This is a genomic window from Streptomyces sp. NPDC085524 (genome assembly GCF_044541755.1).
GTDB lineage: Bacteria > Actinomycetota > Actinomycetes > Streptomycetales > Streptomycetaceae > Streptomyces.
Genome location: NZ_JBITTH010000008.1, coordinates 315,906 through 336,264 on the forward strand (window position 1 = coordinate 315,906; position 20,359 = coordinate 336,264).

At 75.0% G+C, this 20,359-nt stretch carries 18 protein-coding genes; 8 read left to right on the plus strand and 10 right to left on the minus strand.

The window, feature by feature from the left end; all coding sequences use genetic code 11:
* Positions 1-159 precede the first annotated feature (159 nt).
* On the plus strand, positions 160-1,407 hold the full coding sequence (locus tag ACIGFK_RS15360) for a geranylgeranyl reductase family protein (RefSeq protein WP_376655100.1): 1,248 nt from the start codon (positions 160-162) through the stop codon (positions 1,405-1,407).
* A gap of 491 nt (positions 1,408-1,898) precedes the next feature.
* On the opposite strand, the gene ACIGFK_RS15365 is transcribed toward ACIGFK_RS15360, so the two are convergent.
* Positions 1,899-2,360, minus strand: a complete 462-nt coding sequence (locus ACIGFK_RS15365; protein ID WP_376655078.1) for a nitroreductase family deazaflavin-dependent oxidoreductase — start codon at positions 2,358-2,360, stop codon at positions 1,899-1,901.
* Between the two features lie 155 nt (positions 2,361-2,515).
* Here ACIGFK_RS15365 and ACIGFK_RS15370 point away from each other — a divergent pair, with 155 nt between their 5' ends.
* Together ACIGFK_RS15370 and ACIGFK_RS15375 are read left to right on the plus strand one after the other, a co-directional pair.
* The gene (locus ACIGFK_RS15370) at positions 2,516-3,214 is read left to right on the plus strand and encodes a TetR/AcrR family transcriptional regulator (RefSeq protein WP_386467103.1); all 699 of its coding nucleotides are present in this window, start codon (positions 2,516-2,518) and stop codon (positions 3,212-3,214) included.
* A 124-nt stretch (positions 3,215-3,338) separates the two neighbouring features.
* On the plus strand, positions 3,339-4,286 hold the full coding sequence (locus ACIGFK_RS15375; protein WP_400052075.1) for a spherulation-specific family 4 protein: 948 nt from the start codon (positions 3,339-3,341) through the stop codon (positions 4,284-4,286).
* A 9-nt stretch (positions 4,287-4,295) separates the two neighbouring features.
* Here the strand turns inward: ACIGFK_RS15375 and ACIGFK_RS15380 are convergent, their stop codons facing one another.
* Complete coding sequence (locus tag ACIGFK_RS15380) at positions 4,296-4,841, minus strand: hypothetical protein (protein ID WP_376655081.1); 546 nt, start codon at positions 4,839-4,841, stop codon at positions 4,296-4,298.
* A gap of 60 nt (positions 4,842-4,901) precedes the next feature.
* Positions 4,902-5,645: a maleylpyruvate isomerase family mycothiol-dependent enzyme gene (locus ACIGFK_RS15385; RefSeq protein ID WP_400052077.1), complete on the minus strand. Its 744-nt coding sequence runs from the start codon at positions 5,643-5,645 to the stop codon at positions 4,902-4,904.
* Between the two features lie 36 nt (positions 5,646-5,681).
* Between ACIGFK_RS15385 and ACIGFK_RS15390 the strand changes: the two genes are divergently transcribed.
* A complete protein-coding gene (locus tag ACIGFK_RS15390) occupies positions 5,682-6,347 on the plus strand; it encodes an alpha-ketoglutarate-dependent dioxygenase AlkB (RefSeq protein WP_376655083.1) in 666 nt (221 codons plus the stop codon).
* Positions 6,348-6,389: 42 nt separating this feature from the next.
* On the plus strand, positions 6,390-7,646 hold the full coding sequence (locus ACIGFK_RS15395) for an ROK family protein (protein WP_376655084.1): 1,257 nt from the start codon (positions 6,390-6,392) through the stop codon (positions 7,644-7,646).
* A gap of 127 nt (positions 7,647-7,773) precedes the next feature.
* Here ACIGFK_RS15395 and ACIGFK_RS15400 read toward each other — a convergent pair whose 3' ends face one another.
* Positions 7,774-8,349 carry an ATP-binding protein gene (locus ACIGFK_RS15400; protein ID WP_376655085.1) on the minus strand — a complete coding sequence of 192 codons (576 nt, stop codon included), beginning with the start codon at positions 8,347-8,349 and terminating at the stop codon, positions 7,774-7,776.
* A 201-nt stretch (positions 8,350-8,550) separates the two neighbouring features.
* Between ACIGFK_RS15400 and ACIGFK_RS15405 the strand changes: the two genes are divergently transcribed.
* On the plus strand, positions 8,551-9,741 hold the full coding sequence (locus ACIGFK_RS15405) for a PLP-dependent cysteine synthase family protein (protein ID WP_400052080.1): 1,191 nt from the start codon (positions 8,551-8,553) through the stop codon (positions 9,739-9,741).
* Between the two features lie 26 nt (positions 9,742-9,767).
* Here the strand turns inward: ACIGFK_RS15405 and ACIGFK_RS15410 are convergent, their stop codons facing one another.
* Complete coding sequence (locus ACIGFK_RS15410; protein ID WP_376655087.1) at positions 9,768-10,256, minus strand: SRPBCC family protein; 489 nt, start codon at positions 10,254-10,256, stop codon at positions 9,768-9,770.
* A 358-nt stretch (positions 10,257-10,614) separates the two neighbouring features.
* Here ACIGFK_RS15410 and ACIGFK_RS15415 point away from each other — a divergent pair, with 358 nt between their 5' ends.
* The gene (locus ACIGFK_RS15415) at positions 10,615-12,969 is read left to right on the plus strand and encodes a hypothetical protein (protein ID WP_376655101.1); all 2,355 of its coding nucleotides are present in this window, start codon (positions 10,615-10,617) and stop codon (positions 12,967-12,969) included.
* Here ACIGFK_RS15415 and ACIGFK_RS15420 read toward each other — a convergent pair.
* From ACIGFK_RS15420 to ACIGFK_RS15440, 5 genes are all read right to left on the minus strand, one after another.
* Entirely contained in the window at positions 12,911-15,367 is a 2,457-nt protein-coding gene (locus tag ACIGFK_RS15420) for a right-handed parallel beta-helix repeat-containing protein (protein WP_376655088.1), read from the minus strand. The two genes, ACIGFK_RS15415 and ACIGFK_RS15420, sit on opposite strands and share 59 nt — an antisense overlap.
* A 105-nt stretch (positions 15,368-15,472) precedes the next feature.
* On the minus strand, positions 15,473-16,084 hold the full coding sequence (locus ACIGFK_RS15425; RefSeq protein WP_376655089.1) for a hypothetical protein: 612 nt from the start codon (positions 16,082-16,084) through the stop codon (positions 15,473-15,475).
* A gap of 229 nt (positions 16,085-16,313) precedes the next feature.
* A complete protein-coding gene (locus tag ACIGFK_RS15430; protein WP_376655090.1) occupies positions 16,314-17,138 on the minus strand; it encodes an MOSC domain-containing protein in 825 nt (274 codons plus the stop codon).
* Positions 17,139-17,190: 52 nt separating this feature from the next.
* Complete coding sequence (locus tag ACIGFK_RS15435) at positions 17,191-17,721, minus strand: DUF6643 family protein (protein WP_386467117.1); 531 nt, start codon at positions 17,719-17,721, stop codon at positions 17,191-17,193.
* A 256-nt stretch (positions 17,722-17,977) separates the two neighbouring features.
* The gene (locus ACIGFK_RS15440; protein WP_400052083.1) at positions 17,978-19,168 is read right to left on the minus strand and encodes a glycosyltransferase; all 1,191 of its coding nucleotides are present in this window, start codon (positions 19,166-19,168) and stop codon (positions 17,978-17,980) included.
* A gap of 110 nt (positions 19,169-19,278) precedes the next feature.
* On the opposite strand from ACIGFK_RS15440, the gene ACIGFK_RS15445 reads away from it, so the two are divergent.
* Positions 19,279-20,016 (plus strand): nucleotidyltransferase domain-containing protein, encoded by a 738-nt coding sequence (locus ACIGFK_RS15445; protein WP_400052085.1) that lies wholly within the window; start codon positions 19,279-19,281, stop codon positions 20,014-20,016.
* Positions 20,017-20,359 lie beyond the last annotated feature (343 nt).

Consider the following 20,359-nt stretch of genomic DNA (forward strand, 5'->3'; position numbering starts at 1 on the left):
GCAGGTGCAGACGCAGACGCAGGCGCGGGGGGCTCGGGCGCGGACGCGGAGCGGTCCGCGCAGAAGGCGGGCGACGAGGTGGCCGGGGCGAGCGGGCGGCCCGGCGACAGCGGGGACAGCGGGGACGGCGGGGACGGCGGGGACGGCGGGGACGGCGGGTTGAGCCCGGAGGCCGGCGGGACCGGCGGGCCGGCTGAGACGGGCGAAGTGTGGGACGTGGTCGTGGTCGGGGCCGGCCCGGCCGGATCGTCCGCGGCGTACGCGGCGGCCAAGGCGGGGCGCAGCGTCCTGCTGCTGGAGAAGGCCGAACTGCCTCGCTACAAGACCTGCGGCGGCGGCATCATCGGCCCCTCGCGCGACGCGCTGCCGCCGGGCTTCGTGCTGCCCTTCAAGGACCGCATCCACGCGGTGACCTTCTCGCTGGACGGGAAGCTGTCCCGGACCCGGCGCTCGAAGCACATGCTGTTCGGGCTCATCAACCGGCCGGAGTTCGACGCCGCGCTGGTCGCCGAGGCCGAGAAGGCAGGGGCGTCGGTGCGTACGGGTACCGCCGTGGCCCGCGTGGAGCAGCACGGGACCGCGGTGCCCGACCGGCGCACGGTGGCCGTGGTGCTGGCCGACGGGGAGACCGTCCTGGCCCGCGCGGTGGTCGGCGCGGACGGCAGCGCGAGCCGGATCGGCGCGCACGTCGGCGTGGAGATGGAGCAGGTGGACCTCGGCCTGGAGGCGGAGATCCCCGTCCCCGAGACGGTCGCCGAGGACTGGAAGGGGCGGGTGCTGATCGACTGGGGCCCGCTGCCCGGCAGTTACGGCTGGGTCTTCCCCAAGGGGGACACCCTCACCGTCGGGGTCATCTCGGCCAAGGGCGAAGGCGCCGCGACGAAGCGCTACTTGGACGACTTCATCGCCCGGCTCGGACTCGCGGGCTTCGAACCGGCCGTCTCCTCGGGGCACCTGACCCGCTGCCGCAAGACCGATTCGCCGCTCTCCCGCGGCCGGGTCCTGGTCGCGGGCGACGCGGCCGGGCTGCTGGAGCCGTGGACGCGTGAGGGCATCTCCTTCGCGCTGCGCTCGGGGCGGCTGGCGGGGGAGTGGGCCGCGAAGATCTCCGAGGCGCAGGACGCGGTGGACGCGCGCCGCCAGGCCCTGAACTACGCCTTCGCGGTGAAGGCCGGGCTGGGCGTGGAGATGGGCGTCGGGCGGCGGATGCTGACCGTGTTCGAGGCCAAGCCGGGACTGCTGCACGCGGCGATCACGGGCTTCCGCCCGGCGTGGCGGGCCTTCGCGCGGATCACGCGGGGCTCGGCGACGCTGGCGGACATGGTGAGGGAGCGCCCGCTCGCGCGGCGGGCCCTGCACGCACTCGACGCCCGCCAGGCGGCGTCCCGCGGGGGCGGCCGGGGCTAGACGCTAGACCGTCTCCTTAGACCGCTTCGGACCTTGCGGGTCAGGCCCGCGCTGTCCGGTGCCGGGCGGCGGTGTGCCGGCGGGCATCCTGGTACCGGACGTAGTGGGGTGCCCCGCCCACCCGGCGAGGTGCGGGGCCGGTCGACGGGGGTCAGGGGAGACCCGGCGGCGACGGTGGGCCCCGCGTCCGGCTCCTGCCCTGCCCTGCCCCGCCCGCACCGGCCGTGCGGGCGGGCGCGCCGCGCTCACGGGGTCCCGCCGACGCCGCGGGCCGGGAGCGCGGCTCGACCCGGAGCAGGCAGCTGTGGCTCACCCCGAACGAGGTGTGCGCGGGCAGCGCACCGCCCCGCGCGGGTCCCGTGCGGGTCCCGTGCGGGGCGGCGTCGTTCCGTGAGGGGGCCGGTGGAACGCGGGGGAAGTGTGCCGGGGGGGTTCGGGCGCGGTGGTGGCGCCGGGTCGGCCTGCTTCGTGGGCGGGCCGCCGGGCCGGGGTCAGTTCGACACCGTGATGCGGAAGACCGGGTGGTCGCCGGCGGCGGCCCGGAGTTCCGCGTCGGAGGACTTCGCCGTCACGCCCTGGAAGAACCGGTTGACCTCCCAGCCCCACTTCTCCAGGTAGGCCCGCAGGATGGCGGCCTTCTCCACCGGGTCGGTGATCTCGGCCGCGGTGAACGTCCGCAGCTTGCGGCCCACGCGCAGCTCGCCGCCGCCCGCGGCCCGCATGTTGCGGACCCACTGGGAGTGGCCGCGGGCCGAGACCAGGTACTGCGCTCCCTCGTACGTGTGCGGGTTGACCGGGATCCGCTGCATCTCGCCGGACTTGCGCCCGCGGACCGACAGCTCGGCGGTGCCGGCCAGGCTGATGCCGAGGCGGGCCATCTTGCCGAAGAGGGAGTTGAAGCGGACGGCGAACGGGCTGGCCTGGACGTAGTACGGGGTGGGCGTGCTGCTCATGGTGACCTCCGCGGCCTTCGGCGTTTTGGAGAGCACTGCTCTCGCTTGGAACCAGTGTGCACGGATCGCCGCTCCAAAGCAAGAGCGGTGCTCTCGAAATGGATCGGAGCTCCGATTGTTGGGCAGTGCTCCGCCCGCATGGCAGACTGGCCCGCATGAACACCGTGCGAGGGGCCAGGGAACGGGCCCGCATCGAGGTCACCGCCGCCATCAAGGACGAGGCCCGCCGCCGGCTCGCGGACGAGGGCGCCGCCAAACTCTCCCTGCGCGCCGTCGCCCGGGAGCTGGGCATGGTCTCCTCGGCCCTCTACCGCTACTTCCCCAGCCGCGACGATCTGCTCACCGCGCTCATCATCGACGCGTACGACAGCCTCGGCGCCGCCGCAGAACAGGCCGACGCCTCCGCCCTGGCCGCGGGGGCCACGCCCCGCGCCCGCTGGATCGCGGTCTGCGAATCCGTCCGCGCATGGGGCCTGGACCACCCGCACGAGTACGCCCTCATCTACGGTTCCCCGGTGCCCGGTTACAGCGCTCCCGCGGACACCATCGGGCCCGCCTCCCGGGTCGGCAACACCCTCATCGGGATCGTCCGCGCCGCCTACGAGGGCCGCGGCCTCTCGCTGCCGCCGCTGCCGGCCACCCTGCGTGCCGAGGCCGACCGGATGACCGAGGAGTTCGCCCTCGGACTGCCCCCGGAGGTCACCGCCGCCCTGGTCGCCGCCTGGGCGCAGCTGGCCGGCCTCGTCTCCTTCGAGCTGTTCGGCCAGTTCAACCGGGTCGTCGAGGACCGGGACGCCTTCTTCACGCATGCCGCGGGCCAGCTGGCGCACGGCGTGGGGCTGCCCGCGGTGTGAGCCGCTGCCCTCCCGTTCGTTCTTCTGTTCCTCGTATGAATGCGGGCGGTTCCGGCCGGAAGTGGGGGCCGCCCGGCTAGTGTTCCTCGGGCCGCTCCCTCATGCCGCCGCCGGAGGAACGTTCATGCCCCGCGCCGTGAAGGCCCTCTTCGCCATCCTCGTCACCGCGTTACTCGCCGCGCCGGCGCCGGTCGTCACCGCGTCGGCGCGCGACGCACCCCCGAGCGGCCCCGCCCGGGCTCCGGCCGCCGCGCCCCGGACATCCGGCGTGCGGGGCCTGGAGATCGCCGTCCCCGCCTATGTCTGGGCGGACGACCCGGAACTCGCCGACCTCGCCGCCACCCGCCCGGCTCCCTCGGTGGTCGTCCTCAACCCGGGCAACGGCGATGCCCCGTTCGACGCGTCGTGGCGGGCCCGGGCCGACGCCCTGCGCCGCGCCACCACGGCGACCGGCGAGAACACCAAGGTGCTCGGCTACGTCCACACCGACCACGGCAACCGCCCCCTCGCCGAGGTCAAGGCCTCCGTCGACAACTACCTCGGACCCGCCGACGGCGACGGCCGCCTCCACGTCGACGGCATCTTCTTCGACGTGGTCAGCCGCGACTGCGGCCCCGGCAACGCGACCCGCGACCACTACGCGGAGCTGCGCCGCTACGTGCAGGCCGCCATGGACGCCGTCGACCCCACCGTCGACGAGCTCGTCGTCGACAACCCGGGCACCGCCATCGCCGACTGCTACCTGGAACCGGGCCACCGGACCGCCGACGTCTTCGTCACCTACGAGGACACCTACGCCGCCTACACAGGCGGCGGCTGGCTCGGCGGGAACGTCTTCGACACGGTCGGCGGGTACCGCGCCGGAGCCGAGTTCGACCCGAGCGGCACCGCGTTCTGTCACCTCGTCCACGAAGTCCCGGACGCCGCCGCGATGCGCGCCACCCTCCAGACGGCCTTCACCCGTGGCGCGGGCTTCGCGTACGCGACCAGCCGGACCATGCCCAACCCGTGGAACGCGGCCCCCGCCTGGCCGTACCGCGCGCAGACCGCGTACGCGGCCACCCTCGGGTAGCGAACCGGATCAGCGGTAATCGTCGGGGTGCCCCTGCATCCAAGTGTTGATCTTGTCGCGGGTGCCGATCAGCAGGGTCTGGTGCTTCTTGAGGTTCTCGAAGCTCCGGTCCCCGCCGAGTTCCTCGTCGAGCTTCGCGATCAGGGCGATCGGCTCGGGGAAGTGGCCGGGCCCCTTCGGGTCCGCCTTCATCGCGACGTCCATGCGGTGGAGCTCGTCGTGGACCCGGCCGAGGAAGTAGGCGCAGTTGCCGGGCGTGCAGGAGTCGTTGAGCGTCGCCTGCAGCCCCGCGAAGGCGTCCCGGACCTTCGAGGGCGGTACGTCCGAGGGAGCGCCCGACGGACGGGACGAGGCACCCGGGACCGGCCGACCGGGGGCGGGGGAGGCCGAAGGCGTCGACGGGGCCGGAGAGGCCGACGACGAGGCTGTGGGTGCCGCCGGGGCCGCGGCGCCCGGCTTGGCCGCCGGCTCGGCCGGGTCCCCTCCGCAGGACACCGTGAACCCGGCCAGGACCACCGCGACCACCGCCGTGCGCCGCACAGTGGAACCGAACATCGACTACCCCCAAGATCGTCCAAAGGGCCGACCCTACAGCCCGGGGGAGCCGCGCCCGGATCAGATGCGGGCCGTCTCCGTCCACAGCCGCGCCAGCGACAGATCGCCCGTGACGCCCGGGCCCGCCAGCGGGAGGCGGTTCCACAGGGCCGTGTACAGCCAGGACGCGGTGCCCGTCACCTCGCAGTCGGCCGGCTCCTCCGTGGTGCCGCGGACCGTGCGGGCCGGCTCCGCCGACAGGTGGACCGTCCAGGACGCACCGGTGTCGGCCGCCCGGATCCGCACCACCTTGGGCTCGGCAGTACGGACCCGGCTGCGCGGGCGGGCGTGGAAGCCGGTCAGCAGCTCGTCCACCCCGTCCTCCGCGAACCGCGCGTCCACCGGCGAGTACGCCACGCCGAGCGCCGACTCGGCGTCCAGCCGGTGCACCGAGGTCTCGTGGGCCTGCCGCCGCGCCCAGAACGCCAGCGGAGACGGCGCCGCCGTCGGGAGGAACGTCCAGCACTGGACGTCCGCCGGGGCCTCGGTCAGGGTGCGCACCAACGCGGCGTGCCCCTCCCGGAACCACCTCAGCAGCTCGCCGCCCGCCAGCTCGGGCGCCTCCGGGAAACCGACCGGCTCCAGCCGCCCCTCCCCGACGTACCCGGTCGCCCACCGGTGCACGGCCCCCGTGTGCCGCAGCAGATCGGCCACGTGCCACCCCGGACAGGTGGGCACCGGCGCCTCGGTACCGGCCTGTTCGGCCACGTCGGCGAGGAGCTCGCCCTCCCGCGCGACCGTCTTCACGTATTCGATGATCTCCATGCCGGGAGTCTCGCAGCCGAAGCCGACAATGGAGCCATGGACGGGGAACTCTTCCCGCGCGAGCGGGCCGTGATCGCCCCCGGCGCCGTGCACGTGCCGGACTGGCTGGGGGAGGGGCGCCAGCGCGAGCTGCTCGAGGCCTGCCGGGAGTGGGCCCGCCCGCCGGCCGGCCTGCGCACCGTCCGCACCCCCGGCGGCGGAGTGATGACCGCCCGGCAGGTGTGCCTCGGGCTGCACTGGTACCCGTACGGATACGCGCGCACCGCCGTCGACGGGGACGGGGCGCCCGTCAAGCCCATGCCGCACTGGCTGGCCGGGCTGGGGCGGGAAGCCCTGGCCGCCGCGTACGGGCGGGCGCCGGACCCCGGGGAGGTCTACGACATCGCCCTGGTCAACTTCTACGAGGGCGACTCCCGCATGGGCATGCACCGCGACGCCGAGGAGAAGTCCGGGGCTCCGGTGGTGTCGCTCAGCCTCGGCGACAGCTGCGTCTTCCGCTTCGGGAACACCGCCTCGCGCGGCCGCCCGTACCGCGACGTCGAGCTGCGCAGCGGGGACCTCTTCGTCTTCGGGGATTCGAGCCGTCTGGCCTACCACGGCGTGCCGAAGGTCCTGCCGGGCACGGGCCCGCAAGGGCTCGGCCTCACCGGGCGGCTGAACATCACCCTCCGCGTCGGCGGCCTCGGCCCGGGCCGGGCGTAGGGACGGCGTCCGGCGCCCTCCGATCATGCGAGGATCGTTGCCATGAACGGCAACGGGGCCCCGCCGCGGGTGGGGGATGTGACCACCGTGTCCACGTCCGCACGGACCAAGCTGGAGCGCGGCCGCGGGGCGCTGGGCCCGGCGCTGGAGCTGGTCCACACCGGCCGCGCCCCGACGCGCGCCGTCCTGACCGCCGAGCTCGGGGTCACCCGGGCCACCGCGGGGGCCGTCGCCGCGGAACTGGAGGCGCTCGGGCTGATCCGCGTCGACTCCCGGCCCGGCGGTGCCGGCGGCGGCGGCACCCAGGGCCGCCCCTCGCACCGGCTGGCGGTCGCGGAGGACGGTCCCGTCGCGCTCGCCGCCCAGGTGCACCCGGACGGCTTCCGCGCAGCCCTGGTCGGCCTCGGTGGCCGGATCGTCGCCACCGCCCCCGGCAAGATCACCGTCTCCGCCGACCCGGCGCAGGTGCTCGGCGCGGTCGTCGACGCGGGCGCGCGGCTGCTCGAGGAGAGCGGCCGCCGCTGCATCGGCGCCGGACTCGCGGTGCCCTCGGCCGTCGCCGAGCCGGAGGGCACGGCGCTGAACCCGCTGCACCTGGCCTGGCCGCCCGGTTCTCCCGTACGGTCCGTCTTCGCGCGGTGCGTGAAGGCGGCCGGCATCGACGGGCCCGCCCTGACCGGCAACGACGTCAACCTCGCCGCACTGGCCGAGCACCGGCACGGTGCGGGGCGCAGCGCGCAGCACCTGCTCTGCGTGGCCACCGGCCACCGCGGGGTCGGCGGGGCCCTGGTGCTGGACGGCCGCCTGCACAGCGGGAGTTCGGGCCTGGCCCTGGAGGTCGGCCACCTCACCGTGAACCCGGAGGGGCGGGCCTGCCACTGCGGCAGCCGCGGCTGCCTGGACGTGGAGGCCGACCCGCTCGCCTTCCTCACCGCGGCCGGACGCACGCCGGGCCCGGAGGTGTCCCTGCTCCAGCAGGCCCGGGACCTGCTGCGCGACGAGCCCGGGGAGACGGGCGTACGGGCGGCCACGGAGGAGCTGATCGACCGGCTCGGCCTCGGCCTCGCGGGCCTGGTCAACATCCTGAACCCGGACCGCATCATCCTCGGCGGCCTGCACCGGGAACTGCTCCACGCCGACCCGGACCGGCTGCGCGCGGTGGTCGCCGACCGCAGCCTGTGGGGCCGCAGCGGGGGCGTCCCGATCCTGCCGTGCACCCTCGACCACAACAGCCTGGTGGGCGCGGCGGAACTGGCGTGGCAGCCGGTGCTCGACGACCCGCTGGGGGCGCTGGCCTAGGCCGGCAGCGGAGTCGGGACCCCTGTCCGCGGGCAGGGCCGGCCCGAGCCGTGCCGGCCTGCTGCGCCGGCCCGAGCCGTGCCGGCCCGCTGCGCTGGGCCGGGTGCGGGGGTGCCGCGGCGGGGTCCTACCCGGGCCGGGTGCCGACCGTGGCCGCCACCGGCAGTGCTGTCGGGACGGCCTGGGGGTCCGGGGCGAGGGACACCGCACGCGAAGGCTCTCGTACGGGCACGGTCTTGATCCGCCGCGGCTGCGCCGGGGCCTGCGGCGCGGGCGCCGCCCGCAGGGAGAACCACACCGCCTTGCCCGGGCCGTCGGGCCGCTCTCGCGCCCCCCAGGCCTCGCTGACCGCCGCCACGAGCGCGAGCCCGCGCCCGCAGGTCTCCAGCGCCTCCGGCGCCTCCGGCGTCATCGGCGCCGGCGGGCGCGTGTCGCGGAGCACCGGGAGCCGCGGATCGCTGTCGATGACCGAGACCGTGAGCCGCCCGAGGCGGAGTTCGATCTCCACCGTGCAGGTCTTGTCCGGCTGCGCATGGCGGTGGACGTTGCTGAGCAGTTCCGTCACGCCGAGCGCAGCCCGGTCTATGAGCGGATCGAGCTGCCAGTGGCGCAGTTGCGCGGAGACGATCCTGCGGATTTGGCCGATCCGCGACGGCAAGGCCTGCAGTTCGACGACGCAGTGCCTGCGGGAATGACTGATCACGGCTGCGACTCCCCGACATGAGTGTTACGGGTGCTGCACCCTCGGTAATGCTCCACCAGGGTCACCCACGGTGCGCCACAGTGCAACCGAACGCGTCCTAAAGCGATCTGCATGGAAACCCAAAGCGACTGTTTGCGCAGGTGGGGGAGGTACATTGCGAAAGCACAGGGCAAGAGATACGGGCACGAAGGAGCACGGCGCATGAGCACCACCGGCACAACCGGCGCGGCCGCCAGCACCGCCACGAGCGGCGCAACCGTCACGACCGCCACGACCGCCACGACAGGCTCGACCGTCGACGTGGACCACAGCGACGCCGAGTACCGCGCGTGGCTGAAGGAAGCCGTCCGCAAGGTCCAGGCGGACGCCAACCGTTCGGCCGACACGCATCTGCTGCGCTTCCCGCTCCCCGAGGCGTGGGGCATCGACCTCTACCTCAAGGACGAGTCCACGCACCCCACGGGCTCGCTCAAGCACCGCCTCGCGCGCTCGCTGTTCCTCTACGCCCTCTGCAACGGCTGGGTCCGCCCCGGCCGTCCGGTCATCGAGGCCTCCTCGGGCTCCACCGCCGTCTCCGAGGCGTACTTCGCGAAGCTCATCGGCGTCCCGTTCATCGCGGTCATGCCGCGGACCACCAGCCCGGAGAAGTGCCGGCTCATCGAATTCCACGGCGGCGAATGCCACTTCGTTGACGACCCGATGAAGATGTACGAGGAGTCCGCCGAACTCGCGGCCCGTACGGGCGGCCACTACATGGACCAGTTCACGTACGCGGAGCGGGCCACCGACTGGCGCGGCAACAACAACATCGCAGAATCGATTTACCAGCAGCTGCGCCTGGAGCGGTTCCCCGAACCGGCCTGGATCGTCGCGACCGCCGGCACCGGCGGCACCTCCGCGACCATCGCGCGCTACGTGCACTACATGCAGCACGACACCCGGATCTGCGTCCCGGACCCCGAGAACTCCTGTTTCTTCGACGGCTGGACGAACAACGACCCGCACGCGTCCAGCGACTGCGGCTCGCGCATCGAGGGCATCGGCCGGCCCCGGATGGAGCCGAGCTTCGTACCGGGCGCCATCGACCGGATGATGAAGGTCCCGGACGCGGCGAGCGTCGCCGCCTGCCGCGCGCTGGAGCAGGCGATCGGCCGCAAGGCGGGCGGCTCCACCGGAACCGGCCTGTGGAGCGCCCTGAAGATCGTCTCCGAGATGGTGGCCGAAGGCCGCACCGGCAGCGTGGTCACCCTGCTCTGCGACTCGGGCGACCGCTACCTGGACAAGTACTACTCCGACCAGTGGCTGGCGGATCAGGGGCTCGACCTGGCGCCGTACGCCAAGACCATCGACACGCTCCTGACGACGGGATCCTGGCGCGAGCCGCAGGCCTGACGGCCCGTTCGGCATCCGGCCGGCGGCTACTGACCTGCCGCGCGGCGGGCGGCCAGCCGGGTGTCCAGCGCGCGGACCGCCTGGCGGAAGGAGTGGCCCAGGCCCGGCCGGGCGACGGTGAGGGCGAGCCGGAAGGGGGCCGGCCCGTCTGCGGCGAAGGTCCAGCGGACATGGGTGCCGGTCCCGTGGGGGGTCAGCCGCCACTCTTCCAACAGGGCCTGCATCCCCGGGGCGTTGGTCGTGTCGACGCGGTACGCGTACCGCTGCCCGGGATCCGACGCCATGATCGTCTCCTCGAAGCGGACGCCACCCATCAGCCTGACCTCACGGCCCGCGCCCCCGTGCGTGGGGCGGGCCAGGGTCACCGCCCTGAACCAGCGCGGCCAGCCCTCCACTTCCTCCGCGAGGGCCCGGTACACGCCCTCGGGCGCCGCGGCGACCTGTGCGGCGAAGACCAGCCGGACCGGCGCGTCCTCGATGAAGTCCAGCCCCACCGGGCGGAGTCGGCGAGCCATGGCGGTACCCCCTGGGATCAGAACGCTGTCGTGAGCGGCGACACCATAGCCGCCCTCCGCGCAGAAGTCCGCACGAAGTTCCCACGGACCGGGCCGATGTGGGCACGGTGCTGGCAAGCCGCCCCGCCGGGCGGGATGCTGGAGCTCCCCGAGAGCGGAGGCCGCCGTGCCGGACACGCCCCTTCCCCAGCCGCCCGTCGGCCGGGGCGACCGTGAGGCGGACGATCCCGGCCAGGGGCAAAGCCGGGGCCGGGGCCATGGCCGGGGCCAGGGTCAGGGCCAGGGTCAGGGCCAGGGCCCGGCCGAGAGCGCGGGCGGTGGTCACGGCGGCAGTCCGCTCCCCGGCCGGGCCGCGCCCGTGCTCGCGCTGGAGCTCCTCGTGCACGGCGTGGCCGGCGCGGCGCCCGCCGAGCTGCTCGGCGACCCGCGTACCGTGCGGGTCACCGGAGACTCCACCGCCGCGGTCTTCCGCCGCACCGAGGACGCCGACGCCGAGGCGCACCCCGAGCGGTACGCCGGGCGGCCCGTCCCCGAGGCCTACTGCTGGTCCCGGCTCACCTCCGGCAACGGCGCCCGGGCGCTGTGGCTGCTGCTCCTGCCCTTCATGGTGGCCAACCTCGCGCACTGGGCCCGTCCCGCCGGGACGACCGGCCCCGGCACCACGCCCCGCGCCGTGCGCACGTACGGGGTCCTCGTACGGGTCATCGCGCTCAGCCTGACCGTGCTGCTGATCGCGGCCGCCTGCGAGGTCGCGCTCGATCTGTTCGCCTGGCAGTGCGCGGGCGCCGCCTCGTGCGCGGGGTCCCGGTTCTCGTGGCTGGGCTTCCTCGCCCCCGGCGGCGGCTGGTGGGCGCAGCCCGGCCGCCGCCTCGCGCTCGGGGCGCTGGTCCCGGCCGCGCTGACCGGGCTGCTCTGGTACCTGTCGAACCGCACCTGGAGCGCCTACGAGTCCCAGCCGCCCCCGGCGGGCGCGGCCGACCCGGACACCGCCTCGGACCCGGTCCCCGCGCTCGGCCGGCCCGGTTTCTGGTACGGGCGCCGCCTCGTGGCCCGCCTGCGCGCCGCGCACACCGCCGCCGGGCTGCTCACCGTGGCGGTGGCCGTCTCCGTGCCCACGGCCCGCCACGACCGCGGGGCGGCCGGCGCCCCCGTGCTGGAAGCGCTCGGCTGGGCCACCCAGGGGCTGCTCGCCGCCGGAGCCGCAGCCGTGGCCTGGGTCGTCTGCCGGCGCGGCCGGACCGAGGAGCGGGCCGACCACCACCTCGACCGGGCCGCGGTCACCGTGCTGCCCGGAGCGGCCCTCGCGCTGCTGGCCGCCGTCCTCGTGCACGCCTGCTGGCCGCGCCCCGGCTGGACCTCCGCCGGGCGGCTCCCCGGGGACCTCGCCTTCGGCGTGCTGATGCTGGGGCAGGGCGGCTGCGTGCTCGCGCTCGCCGCCGTCGCCCGGTACCTGTACCGCCGGGCCCCCGACCCGGCCACCGCGCTGGGCGGCCTCGGCGGGCCCGCCGTCGGCATGCTCGGCTGCGCCCTCGGCGGGGCGATGTCCGGCGGGGTCGCCCAGCGCGTCGCCGACTGGCTGGACGGCGACGCCGTACCCGGAACCCCCGGCGCCGCGCTGCCCGGGCCGCCCGTGCTGCTGTCCTGGCAGGCCGCCGTCCTGCCGCCGCTGCTCCTCGTACTGGCCCTGCTCGCCGCCTGGTTCACGGTGCGCGGGGTCCGCGAGCGACGCAGGACCGCCGCCGGCATCGCCGCCGAGTACCCGGGGGAGACGCCGGACGGTCCCCGCAGCCGCCGCATCGCGGGGGCGCGGGCCGCCGCCGCGCTCACCGACTCCGCGCCCTGGTTCGTGGCGGCCGTCTCCGGGATCACCCTGCTGCTCGGGGCCGGGGCCCTCGCCGGGGCCTGGATCGGGGGCCGGGTCCCCTCCGAGGCGGCGCGCGGGAGCGGCCCGCTGCTGGAGGCCGCCGCCCGCGCAGCGCAGGACGCCGGGTCCTGGCTCGTCGGCTTCGGCTTCGTCCTCTTCGTGACCTGGGGCCGGCGCGCCTACCGGGACCCGTCGGCCCGCCGCACCATAGGGATCCTGTGGGACGTCGGCACCTTCTGGCCGCGCGCGGCCCACCCCTTCGCCCCGCCCTGCTACGCCGAGCGCGCCGTGCCCGACCTGACCTGGCGGATGACCGGCTGGACGGACCGCACCGGCGGACGGCTCGTCATCTCAGGCCACTCCCAGGGCAGCGTCCTGGCCGCGGCGGCCGTATGGCAGCTGCCGCCGCACGTCCGCCGCCGGGTGGCCCTGCTCACCTACGGATCCCCGCTCGCCCGCCTCTACGGCCGCTGGTTCCCCGCCTACTTCGGCCCGGGACCGCTCACCGCCCTGCACGGCGAACTCGACTGCTGGCGCAACCTCTGGCGGGCCACCGACCCGATCGGCGGCCCCGCTCTCCCCGGAGCGGGCCAGGACGTGGACCGCGGCCCGCTCGCCGACCCGGTCGCCTACGGCCGCAGCGCACGGCACCCGCTGCCCGCGCCGATCCTGGGCCACTCCGACTACCAGGCCGACCCGGCCTTCACCGCCGAACGCGACGCACTGCTCGCCCGGCTCGACGCGGCCGCGCGGGCCGACGTACCGGCCCCGAGGGCCCAGACGCCCGGTGTCAGCAAGGGGCGGGCAGAGCCGGCAGGGCGGGCAGATCCGCCGGGAACAGCAGGGTGAGCTCGTCCGTGCTCGGCTCGGACAGCTGCGCCACCCGCCCCGCGTGCCGCTCGACCATCGACTCGAAGGTCTGGCGCGCGGTGCGGCCGTTGCCGAACGCCGGGCCCTTGGGCAGCTCCGTGAAGTACGTCAGCAGCGCCTCGGAGGTGCCCTCGCCGAGCCGGTACTCGTGCTCCTCCGCCTGCTGCTCCACGATCCGCAGCAGCTCGCCGGGCCCGTAGTCGCCGAAGGTGATGGTCCGGGAGAACCGTGAGGCGACCCCGGGGTTGACCGCCAGGAAGCGGTCCATCTCCGCCGTGTACCCGGCGACGATCACCACCACCGCGTCCCGGTGGTCCTCCATCAGCTTGACCAGGGTGTCGATCGCCTCCCGGCCGAAGTCCCGGCCCGAGTCCTCCGGGGCCAGGGCGTAGGCCTCGTCGATGAACAGCACTCCGCCGCGCGCCCGGTCGAAGGCCTCCTGCGTACGGATCGCGGTCGAGCCGATGTGCTCGCCGACCAGGTCCACCCGGGACACCTCGACGAGGTGGCCGCGCTCCAGCACCCCGAGGGAGGCGAGGATCTCCCCGTAGAGCCGGGCGACCGTGGTCTTGCCGGTGCCGGGGGAGCCGGTGAACACCAGGTGCCGGCGTACGGAGGCCGCCTTGAGGCCTGCCTGCTGCCGCCGCCGGCCCACCTCGATCATGTCGGTGAGCGCACGCACCTCGCGCTTGACGCTGTCCAGGCCCACCAGCGCGTCGAGCTGCCCCAGCGCCTCGTCCGAATCCCGCGCGGGCGCCGCGGGCGCGCCGTCCGGCTCGTGCGCCGGACGCGGCACGGGCACCTCCGCTGCCGGGGGCACGTCTCTGCGCGCGGCCGTGACCGGACGGATCCCCGCCCGCTCCCCGGCGAACGCGCCGCCGGAACCCGCCTGCGCCGCCAGCCGGGTCCCCGACTCGTCACTGGTGCAGTCCCGGGCGGCCGGTCCGTCCTCCGCGAACTCGTACCCCCCGCGCGCACAGCGCTCGGTGTGGCAGCGGGTCAGCGTGGTGCGGCAGCCGTCGATGACGTGGAAGCCGAAGCCGGAACTGCCCTCCACCCGGCAGGCCGTGAAGGTGCCGCGGCCGCCCGCCGACACGTAGAACCCGGCCTCGGCGGGGGAGGTGACCGTGCACCGCTCCAGCGCGGGGTCGGCCCCCTTGGTGACGATCACACCGGTCTGCACGGAGTCGAAGGTGCAGTTGGCGAGGGTGCCGCCGCTGCCGTGGTCGCGGAACCACGCCCCCGTCCCGGCCTCCCGGATCCGGGAGTCGTCGAGCTGGGCGGTGGCCCCGTCGCTCACCGAGACGGCCGTGTTGCGCACCTGCGAGAGATCGCTGTCGACCACGTCCACGCGCGAGCCCCGGTCCAGGACGAACAGCGCGTCCGGCACGTCGTGCACCCGGCAGGAGTCGAGGGAGGCCGTGGCCCCGTCGCTGATCCACACCGCCGGGTAGTCGCCCGTGCTGTCGTGGATCTCGCAGGACTCGGCGTCGACCCTGGTCCCCGGATCCCACACCGACAGGCCGTTGCGGCCGAACCGGCGGACCGTGGTGCGGCTGAGGGTGAGCACCGAACGGGACCGCAGGTCGACCGCGTTCTCCGGGATGTCGTGGATGTCGCAGCCCGCCAGGGTGAGCACGGCGTCGGTGTCGAGGGTGACCCCGTCGGCGGAGGTGCGGTGCACCGTGCAGTCGGTGAGCCGGGCCGCGGCGCGCGCGGCGATCTGCACCCCGGCGCCCTTGATCTCGTACACCTCGCAGCCCAGCGCCTCCAGGCCCGACCCCTCGCCGGTGATCCCGATGCCCGCGCCCGTGGCGTGGTGGATCCGGCAGCGCTCCAGCCGGGGCCGGCCGCCGCCGCGCACCGAGACGCCGGTCTGTCCGGCGGCCACGACCTCGCACTCCTCGAACACCCCGCCGCCACCGTCCAGTACGGCGATCCCCACGCCGGCCGGATTCTCCACCGTGCACCGCCGCACCAGGGGCCGGGCCCCGGAACCCCGCACCTCGATGCCGGCCGCCGAGTGGGTGCTGACCCGCAGATCGGTGAGCTCGGGCGAACCGTCCTCGACGAGCAGCGCGGGCGTCGCCCGGTCCTGGCCCTCCAGGTGGAGGTCCTGCACCACGGCCGAGGCGCGCACGGTCAGGGCGACCCCGTCGAGCGGGGCGATCCGCACCGACCCCAGCCCGCCCTCGGGCCCGCGCAGGGTCACCGCGTGCTCCAGCACCAGGTTCTCCCGATAGGTGCCGGGGGAGATGGACAGCACGTCCCCGTCGCCCGCGGCGGCCAGCGCGGCGGTCAGCGTCGGATACTCACCGGAGCGGCGCCGCCACCGCGAAGTCCCGCCGTGCGTCACCTGGACCGCGCCCTGAGCCATGGTGCTGTCGTGCCCCCGCCCTCGTACTCGCCGTTGCCGTCGCCGATGGACCGATCCGGTCCGGCCGCTCCACCGTAGCGCGCGCGGCGCCGGTGAGTGGCCAGGTCAACTGCCCGCGCCCGCCCGGCCCCAGTCAGGACCGGCAGCCGCCCAGGCGCGGTCCAGACGTATGTACCGCCGATGCATGAGCCTGCGTACGACAAGCCGCCGCACCGTTTCCACCAGTGCGGCCGCACCGATCGCGATGGCCAGACCCGCCACCCCCGCGTGCAGGGCGGCGGAGGATGGGTCGAGCGGCTGCCCCACCAGACGGCCGCGCGCGTCGGTCCAGATCCGGAACCGGTCGCCGGGCCGCGGCGGTTCCTCCGCGGCCGGCACCGTGCCCTGGTGGCTGCTCCCGTCGGGCGCGGTCCACGCGGCCACGATCTGCGTCCGGTGCGGGGCCGTGCGCTGCGCCGAAGGGTCGGCCGATGAGCCCGGGGCCGACTCGGGGGCCGGCCGGACCACCACCGCCGCGACGAGATGCCGCTCCTGCTGCTGCTCGTGCACGGCCCGCTGCAAGGTGCCGTCCACCTTGAGGCCCGCGACCCAGCCGAGGGCCGGAGCCACCACGAGGAGGCACACCAGCGCGGCGAACGCCACCCATGCCTCGAAGAGATCCGTCGGACGCCGCAGCGGATTGCGCCGCCAGCGCCACACACCCATTGCCGTCCACACGGTTTGGCTCCCCCTGCCCCGCGAGCTTCGCCTGCCTGCGCGTACAAGCCTCCCGCACCCCCCGGAAACGCGCATTCCGGGACGCGCCGGACATGTGTCACCCGATCCGGTGCCATTGCCGAAGCGGGCGTCCACCTGTCTCGACTGATCCAACGGCGTGGTCGGGCCGGTTGGTTCCAGTCGGGGCGAGGCTCCCCCCGAAGGTGTCATTCCGGGGGGTCTGGGCGGGTCATTCGAGGATGCGGACCTCGTCGCCGACACGCACGGTCCCGAGCCGCACCGGCACCAGCTGCCGCCCGAAGGCCAGCGACTTGCCGATCCGCCGGTGCTTGGCGAGGGTCTTCAGCGGCTCCTTGCCCCGCTCCGCGGTCCGCTGGTCGGTGGTGGTCACGATGCACCGGCCGCACTCGCGGACCCCGCGGAACTCGGCGTCGCCGATCGCCACGCGGCGCCAGCCGTCCTCCGCCCACGCCTCGGCTCCGGAGACCACCAGGTTGGGGCGGAACCGGTTCATCGGCAGAGGGCCCTCCTCGGGGTGGTCCCCCTGCGCGATCAGCGAGTTGAGGGCGTCCAGCGAGGCGAGCGTGACGAGCAGCAGCGGATAGGCGTCGGCCAGGCTCACCGTCTCGCCGGGAAGTGCGTACTGCGGGTCCACGGGCCGGCGTACGGCCGGCTCGTCCATGTGCACGAGCCGCACCGGTATCCCGAGGTACTCGCCGAACCAGGCGGCCGCGGCATCGTCCGCGACCACCGTCTCGACCTTCTGCCCGAACAGGACGACCGGCTCCAGCGGCCCCGGTCCGGGCACCTCCACCACCAGCTCCGCCATGCCCGGCGCCGACAGCGCGATCCGTCCGCCGTCCAGCGGGCGGGCCGACGCCAGGGCGAGACGCGGCTGCTGGCGCTGGGTGACGACCGCGCCCTCGGTGTCCACCAGCGCCCACCGCCGGTCCCCGGACAGACCCCACGGCTCCACGGCCACCTCGTCGGGAGCTGTCCCCGCTACCGACTTGACGGGATGGACGTGGAGCGCATGGACATGCAATTTCGACATGGAGGCATACTGCCAGCCCCATCCCGTGCCCATGCAACTGTCATGGGGTCGGTCAGTAGCCGCGCCCCTGGTACGGGCGGCCGTACGGGTCCTCGTACGAGGCGCCCTGAACCGGTGCGGGCACCTGAACCGGAACCTGCATCGGGCGCGGCGCGGCCGGACGCATGGCCTCGTAACCGGTGGCCGCGGCGACCGGGCGGGGCGGCTGCAGCTGGGGCTGCGGCACGAACCCGGCGCGGGCGCCGACCGGCTGCTGCTGCGGGATGTACGGCGCGGGCGCGTTCTGCAGCGGCATCGGCTGCGGAGCGGCCTGCTGCTGGTACGGGTACCCGTACGCGGGCGCCTGCTGCTGGGGCGCCGCCGGGGGGAGCGCGGCCGGCAGGGCGGGCAGCGCGGAGGCGAGGGCCGGGAGGTACCCACCGCTCGAATACCCGGAACTCGGGGAGTCGTAGGCGGCCGGAACGCGGATCGGAGCGATCTGCGGAGTGCCGCGTTCGGCGACGAGGGAGTCGTAGATGGGGGTGTCCGGGAAGGAGGGCGCGGAGTAGTAACCGCCGCCATAAGTGGAGCGGGGGGAGGTCATGGGTCATAAGTTAAGCCCACGACTTCACGGGGTCCATAGCGAGGTGTCACCAACACCGCTCTGACCTGCATATTCGCAGGTCAGAGCCCCACCTTTCACTTGGCGTTCACGTGCACGATTCGCCACGTCCGCACCCTCTTGTCCCACTCGTCCTCACCGGTTGTGTGGTGCACCGATTTACTGCTGACGGAGCGTCACACCTCGGTGACCTCGGATGACGTTGGTTTTGGCCATAGTTCGCAGGAGCTTCCCTGTTTCAGGCGTCGCTGGGCCGGGCATAGGTACGGCCCTTCCACGCCGCTCCGCGTCCCCGGTAGTGCTGGACGGCCGAGTCGACCGTCATCAGCAGGTACAGGAACGCGGTGAACGGAAGCAGCGGGGCGAGCACCGCCGGCTGGCGGTAGTAGCGGAGCATCGGCAGGTACGTGCCCGCCATCAGCAGCCAGGCCAGACCGCCGGCCCAGGCGACCGCCGGATGCCCGGACACGAGCCCCGCGAGCAGGGCGGCCGGGGGCACGAGATACACGAGCACCAGCCCCGCGACGGTGCCGGCCAGCAGGACCGGCCGGTGGCGGAGTTGCGCGTACGCGCTGCGCGAGACCATCCGCCACAGGTCGCCGAGCACCGGATACGGGCGCACGCTGTCCACCCGCTCCGCGAGCCCGAGCCAGATCCGCCCGCCGGACCGCTGCACGGCGCGGGCCAGGGACACGTCGTCGATGACGGCCTGCCGGATGGAATCCGGCACCCCGGCCTTCACGGCGGCCCCGGTGCGCAGCAGGACGCAGCCGCCCGCGGCGGCCGCGGTGCGGGCGCCCGGGCGGTTGATCCGGCGGAACGGGTAGAGCTGTGCGAAGAAGTACACGAACGCCGGTACGACGAGCCGCTCCCAGAAGCTCACCACGCGCAGCCGGGCCATCTGGGAGACGAGGTCGAGATCGGCGGAGGTCGCGGCGGCGACGAGCTCGCGGAGGCTGTCGGGCTCGTGCGCGATGTCGGCGTCCGTGAGCAGCAGGTAGTCGGGCTCGGCGGGATGCGCGGTGCGGGCGTGCGCGATGCCGTGGCGCAGCGCCCAGAGCTTCCCCGTCCAGCCGGGGGCCGGCGCGCCGGGGGAGACGACCGTGAGCGGCAGCCCGGGCTCCTCGCCCGCCAGCCGGAGCGCGAGGGCGGCCGTGCCGTCCGTACTGCCGTCGTCCACCAGCACCACCTCGGCCTCCCCGGGATAGTCCTGGGCGAGCAGCGACGGCAGGCTGCGGGGGAGCACCCCGGCCTCGTCCCGCGCGGGCACGACGATCGCCACGGACGGCCAGCGGGCGGGGGCGGTCCGGCGGGGGAGCCGGACGTCGGTGCGCCAGAACATGCCCTGGGCGAAGGTGAGCCAGAGCCAGGCGGCGAGGGAGGCGAAGGCGGCGCCGGTGGCGGCGCCGGCGGCGGTGAGGAGGCCCATGTCGGCAGTGTGCCGGGCCCCGCGGGGCGTGTCGCGGACCTGCGCGGCGCGGGGTGGCGGCGCCGGGAAACCCGGTCGTCCGCGATCACTCGCTCTGACACCCTGGCCGGATGGACATGGACCCCGTGGACCAGGCGCGACGCCTCGCCGATGGCCTCTTCCCCGATGCGCTCGCCGTGATCCTGGCCGGATCGACGGCGGCCGGGCGCGCCACCTCCTCCAGTGACCTGGACATCGCCGTGCTGGTGGCGGACGGCGGCGAGACCTACCGGGAGACGATCCGGTTCGAGGGGCGGCTGGTGGAGCTCTTCGTCCACACCCGGGCCGGACGCGACGAGCTCTTCGCCGCGGACGTCGCCTCCCGGCGCGGGGTCCTGCAGAGCATGTACGCCGCCGGGCGCGTCCTCGTCGACGTGGACGGCGAGGCCGGGCGGGCACGGGAGCTGGCGGAGGCCTCCCTCCGGGAGGGCCCGCCTGCGCTGGATCCGCGGACGGTCGAGACGAAGCGGTACGGGCTGACGGACGCGCTGGACGACCTCGCCGACGCGGGCGACCGCGTGGAGCGGCTCGCCGTGGCGTCGGTGGTGCTGGGGGTGGCGGCCGAACTCCTCCTCGACCACCACCGGGCGTGGACCGGCGGCGGCAAGTGGCTGCCGCGGCGGCTGCGGGCGGCCGACGCGGGGCGCGGGGGCGCGCTGCTGGAGGGGCACCTGCACCTGTGCGAGTCGGGAGATCCGGCGCCGATGCTCGCGGCGGCCGGGGAGATCCTCGACCTGGTCGGCGGCCCCCTGCGCGAGGGCTACCGCCGCACGTGGCACACCCCGGCCACCCCGCCTCAACACGCCTGACCCGTCCCTGGGACGGGGCGCGTCGGGCCGCCCCTGCGCGGCTCCCCTCGGCCGGGCACCCGTATGCGGGGGCACCCTGCCCCGGCCCGCCCCTTGGGCGGGGGCTGGTGGGCGCGGCGGTGTCTTGGCCGGTCCCGGCCCTTGGCCGGAGCCCGTGGGTGGGGGTGCCCTGCCCCGGTGTACCCCTTGGCCGGGGTGTTGTGTGCGGGGTGGTGTCCTGGCCGGGCCCGTCCCTCGGCCGGGGGCTCGTGTGCGGGGCGCGGCCCCGGCCGGGGCTGCCCTTCGCCGGGGGTGTGTGGGTGGGGCGGTGGTTGCGCGCTCGTCCTGCGGGGACACTCCGCCG

Bases quoted from the DNA above. Each gene is read 5' to 3' on its own strand.
- ACIGFK_RS15410 (WP_376655087.1), bottom strand. From the start codon at position 10,256: ATGGCTCGCCGACTCCGCCCGGTGGGGCTGGACTTCATCGAGGACGCG.
- ACIGFK_RS15385 (WP_400052077.1), bottom strand. From the start codon at position 5,645: ATGGAGATCATCGAATACGTGAAGACGGTCGCGCGGGAGGGCGAGCTC.
- ACIGFK_RS15380 (WP_376655081.1), bottom strand. From the start codon at position 4,841: ATGTTCGGTTCCACTGTGCGGCGCACGGCGGTGGTCGCGGTGGTCCTG.
- ACIGFK_RS15375 (WP_400052075.1), top strand. From the start codon at position 3,339: ATGCCCCGCGCCGTGAAGGCCCTCTTCGCCATCCTCGTCACCGCGTTA.
- ACIGFK_RS15440 (WP_400052083.1), bottom strand. From the start codon at position 19,168: ATGGGCCTCCTCACCGCCGCCGGCGCCGCCACCGGCGCCGCCTTCGCC.
- ACIGFK_RS15370 (WP_386467103.1), top strand. From the start codon at position 2,516: ATGAACACCGTGCGAGGGGCCAGGGAACGGGCCCGCATCGAGGTCACC.
- ACIGFK_RS15420 (WP_376655088.1), bottom strand. From the start codon at position 15,367: ATGGCTCAGGGCGCGGTCCAGGTGACGCACGGCGGGACTTCGCGGTGG.
- ACIGFK_RS15405 (WP_400052080.1), top strand. From the start codon at position 8,551: ATGAGCACCACCGGCACAACCGGCGCGGCCGCCAGCACCGCCACGAGC.
- ACIGFK_RS15390 (WP_376655083.1), top strand. From the start codon at position 5,682: ATGGACGGGGAACTCTTCCCGCGCGAGCGGGCCGTGATCGCCCCCGGC.
- ACIGFK_RS15435 (WP_386467117.1), bottom strand. From the start codon at position 17,721: ATGACCTCCCCCCGCTCCACTTATGGCGGCGGTTACTACTCCGCGCCC.
- ACIGFK_RS15445 (WP_400052085.1), top strand. From the start codon at position 19,279: ATGGACATGGACCCCGTGGACCAGGCGCGACGCCTCGCCGATGGCCTC.
- ACIGFK_RS15430 (WP_376655090.1), bottom strand. From the start codon at position 17,138: ATGTCGAAATTGCATGTCCATGCGCTCCACGTCCATCCCGTCAAGTCG.
- ACIGFK_RS15395 (WP_376655084.1), top strand. From the start codon at position 6,390: ATGAACGGCAACGGGGCCCCGCCGCGGGTGGGGGATGTGACCACCGTG.
- ACIGFK_RS15365 (WP_376655078.1), bottom strand. From the start codon at position 2,360: ATGAGCAGCACGCCCACCCCGTACTACGTCCAGGCCAGCCCGTTCGCC.